This is a genomic window from Mycobacterium sp., assembly GCF_050701675.1.
Lineage (GTDB): Bacteria > Actinomycetota > Actinomycetes > Mycobacteriales > Mycobacteriaceae > Mycobacterium.
Genome location: NZ_JBOGDD010000118.1, coordinates 1 through 2,801, shown reverse-complemented (window position 1 = coordinate 2,801; position 2,801 = coordinate 1). Strand labels below are relative to the sequence as shown.

Below are 2,801 nucleotides of genomic sequence, written 5' to 3'. Positions count from 1 at the left end.
TGCCGAAGGCGCTCTCGGAGTTCCATCGCATCCTCGTTCCCGGCGGCGTCGTCCTGATCGCGTTTCAGGTGGGCGACGAGCCGCGTCACCTGAAGGAGGCCTTCGGGATGCCGATCGACCTCGTCTTCCACCGCCGCAACCCGAGCGCCATCGGTTCGAAGCTCGCGGTCGCGGGGCTGACGGTCTACTCGCAGACCGTGCGCGAAGCCGAGGACGACGGCATCGAGTCGACACCACAGGCCTTCGTGATCGCGAGGAAGGCGCGCCTTGTTCCTCACCCTGACTAAGCTTGAACGGACCAAGCGCAGGCCGACGGCGCAGTGTCGTTCGGCGACAACTACTACTGCACGTCATCGCGAACCCGAGGCTCGTTTGCCCCAACACCGGATTGGGCACGCTGCCAATGGCAATTCGCTGAAGGAGGCCCATTCATGAGCAACATTCCGACGATCGAACTCACCAGCGGCGCCCTGATCCCGCAACTCGGGTTCGGCGTCTATCAGATCGACCCCGACGAGACGGCGAGCGCGGTCAAGACCGCTCTCGACATCGGGTACCGGCACATCGACACCGCCGAGATGTACCAGAACGAGGCAGGCGTCGGCCAAGGGATCCGTGATTCCGGTTTGGACCGTGCGGACGTCTTCGTCACCAGCAAGCTCAACAACGGGTTCCACGAACCCGACGCTGCGCGAAAGGCTTTCGATCAGACGCTGAGCAAGCTCGGCTTCGACTTCGTCGACCTGTTCCTGATTCACTGGCCGCTTCCCACGCTCTACGGTGGCGACTTCGTATCGACGTGGCAGACGCTCGAGGAGTTCAGGCGCGACGGCAGGGCCCGCAGCATCGGCGTGTCGAACTTCCAGGTCGGCCACCTCGATCGGCTGGCCAGCGAGACCGACACCGTCCCCGCGGTGAACCAGATCGAGGTGCATCCGTACTTCACCAACGACGAGGTCCGCGCCTACTGCGCCGAGCACGGCATCGCCGTCGAGGCGTGGTCGCCGATCGCGCAAGGCAGGGTCCTCGACGACCCAGTGGTCACCGGAATCGCCGAGGTGGTCGGAAGGACTCCGGCACAGGTGGTGCTGCGCTGGCACATTCAGCGCGGCGACATCGTGTTCCCGAAATCGGTGACGCCGAAGCGCATCGAGGAGAACTACGCTCTGTTCGACTTCGAGTTGGCCGCCCACGACGTCGAGGCGCTGACCGCACTCGACAAGGGCGAGGAGGGCAGGACGGGCCCCAACCCGGACACGTTCGACTACATCCCCAGCTAAGTTTCGATCGCGGGGCGGCGGCGTGGATGTCCACGTCGCCGCGGGACCTCTCGGTTCACCGCTGTCAATGGTTCCAGTCGCGGTCACATACTTGGGCCGGGACCGGCAGGTCGGGCTCCGATAGGGGGGCGAAGTCCGACAGGATTGCGTTCTGGTCGCGGCGTGATCCGGCGACACGTCCCTGTCCCCAACCGATCATCTCGCGATACCCGCCGAGCAGGCCGGAACTGGTGACGGCGTGCTCGTCCGCGTGTGGGCTATCGCCGGTCACCGGGGTGGCGATCGGGGACACGTACAGCGCATCGGTGGGGCAGTAGGCCTCGCACATGAAGCAGGTCTGGCAGTCCGATTGCCTGGCGATGATCGGTATCCCGTCCGGCCCGCGCTCGAACACGTCGGTGGGACACACCTTGATGCAGACGTCGCAGGCGATGCAGGCCTGCGCGCTGACGATCTCGATCATGCCTGCGCCTCCGACACCGCATTGGACAGCAGTTGCGGCGCGACGGGATCGGGTGCGGTCCATACCTCGTCGAGGCCACCGACCAGAATCCGGTGTTCGAATCGCTCGACGCTATCGGATGCATCCTCGCGGCGGTGCAGTCCGCGACTCTCGGCACGGGCCAGCGATGAGGCCGTGATCCAGCGGGCGGCAGCGACGAGCGAAACGGCCTGGCGAACCTTGTAGAGATCGCGGTCGGCAACCGGCGCGAGCCCGCCGGACACGTCGTGCCAGATGGCCTCCAGCTCAACGGTGGATTCGGTCAATCGGGATGCCGACTTCAGGTAGCTGCGCAACGGCGGCAGGACGTGCCGCTGCGTCGCGCGGACCACCTCGTCGACGGTCGGCGCGCTCTCGCCCACCCGCCCGGGCCCCGTGCCCGGTCGGAGCGGTGTCACGTCACGGTGGCCTGCGGGCCGTCTGCCCGCCCGTCGACTGAATTCCGCGGCGCCCCTTCCTGCGAACGTGCCGGAGGCGATGGCCCAAGACCCGTTACGGCTGCCACCACCGCTGACCGATCCGGTGGCCAGCTCGCGCGTCGCGGCATCGCCCGCAGCGAACAGCCCGGGAATCGTCGTCGCGCAGTCCGGTCCGGACAACCGCAGACCGCCGGTGCCGCGGACGCTGCCTTCGTAGACCATGCGGATCGGGTAAGCCGTTTCAAACGGATCGATGCCGGCCTTGTCGAGGGGAAGGAAGTAGTTCGGCTGGGCGTCGCGCATCACCTGCCGGATGTGTACGGGTGCACGGTCCAGTCGGGCGAAGACCCGCTTGCCGTGCGCCAGCGCCCATTGGGCGTCCTGACGTCCGGCCAATCCACGCTGGGTGGGGATCGGTTGGCCGTGCTCGTCGTAGAAGCTGGCCCACTGCAGCATCCGGCCCTTCGTGTGGACACCCCACTCGGGCGATAACGCATACGCGCTGGAGAACTCCATGCCGGACAGGTCGGCGCCGACCTCCGCGGCCATGAGGAACCCGTCGCCCGTGTTGACGTTGGTGCCGAATGCGCCTGACAGGAA

At 66.6% G+C, this 2,801-nt stretch carries 2 protein-coding genes and 2 pseudogenes; 2 read left to right on the top strand and 2 right to left on the bottom strand.

Annotated features, from left to right (window positions below; genetic code table 11):
• Positions 1-287 (top strand): annotated as a pseudogene (locus tag ACRDUX_RS03630) (class I SAM-dependent methyltransferase); the annotation flags it as partial.
• 144 nt (positions 288-431) lie between these two features.
• Entirely contained in the window at positions 432-1,280 is an 849-nt protein-coding gene (locus ACRDUX_RS03625; RefSeq protein ID WP_526411104.1) for an aldo/keto reductase, read from the top strand.
• 64 nt (positions 1,281-1,344) lie between these two features.
• Here ACRDUX_RS03625 and ACRDUX_RS03620 read toward each other — a convergent pair whose 3' ends face one another.
• Together ACRDUX_RS03620 and ACRDUX_RS03615 are read right to left on the bottom strand one after the other, a co-directional pair.
• The gene (locus ACRDUX_RS03620) at positions 1,345-1,743 is read right to left on the bottom strand and encodes a 4Fe-4S dicluster domain-containing protein (RefSeq protein ID WP_526411102.1); all 399 of its coding nucleotides are present in this window, start codon (positions 1,741-1,743) and stop codon (positions 1,345-1,347) included.
• A pseudogene (locus tag ACRDUX_RS03615) lies at positions 1,740-2,801 on the bottom strand (pyridine nucleotide-disulfide oxidoreductase); the annotation flags it as partial. The gene ACRDUX_RS03620 and the pseudogene ACRDUX_RS03615, both read right to left, overlap by 4 nt.

Excerpts from the sequence above, each read along its gene's own strand:
- ACRDUX_RS03625 (WP_526411104.1), top strand. The coding sequence starts at position 432 with ATGAGCAACATTCCGACGATCGAACTCACCAGCGGCGCCCTGATCCCG.
- ACRDUX_RS03620 (WP_526411102.1), bottom strand. The coding sequence starts at position 1,743 with ATGATCGAGATCGTCAGCGCGCAGGCCTGCATCGCCTGCGACGTCTGC.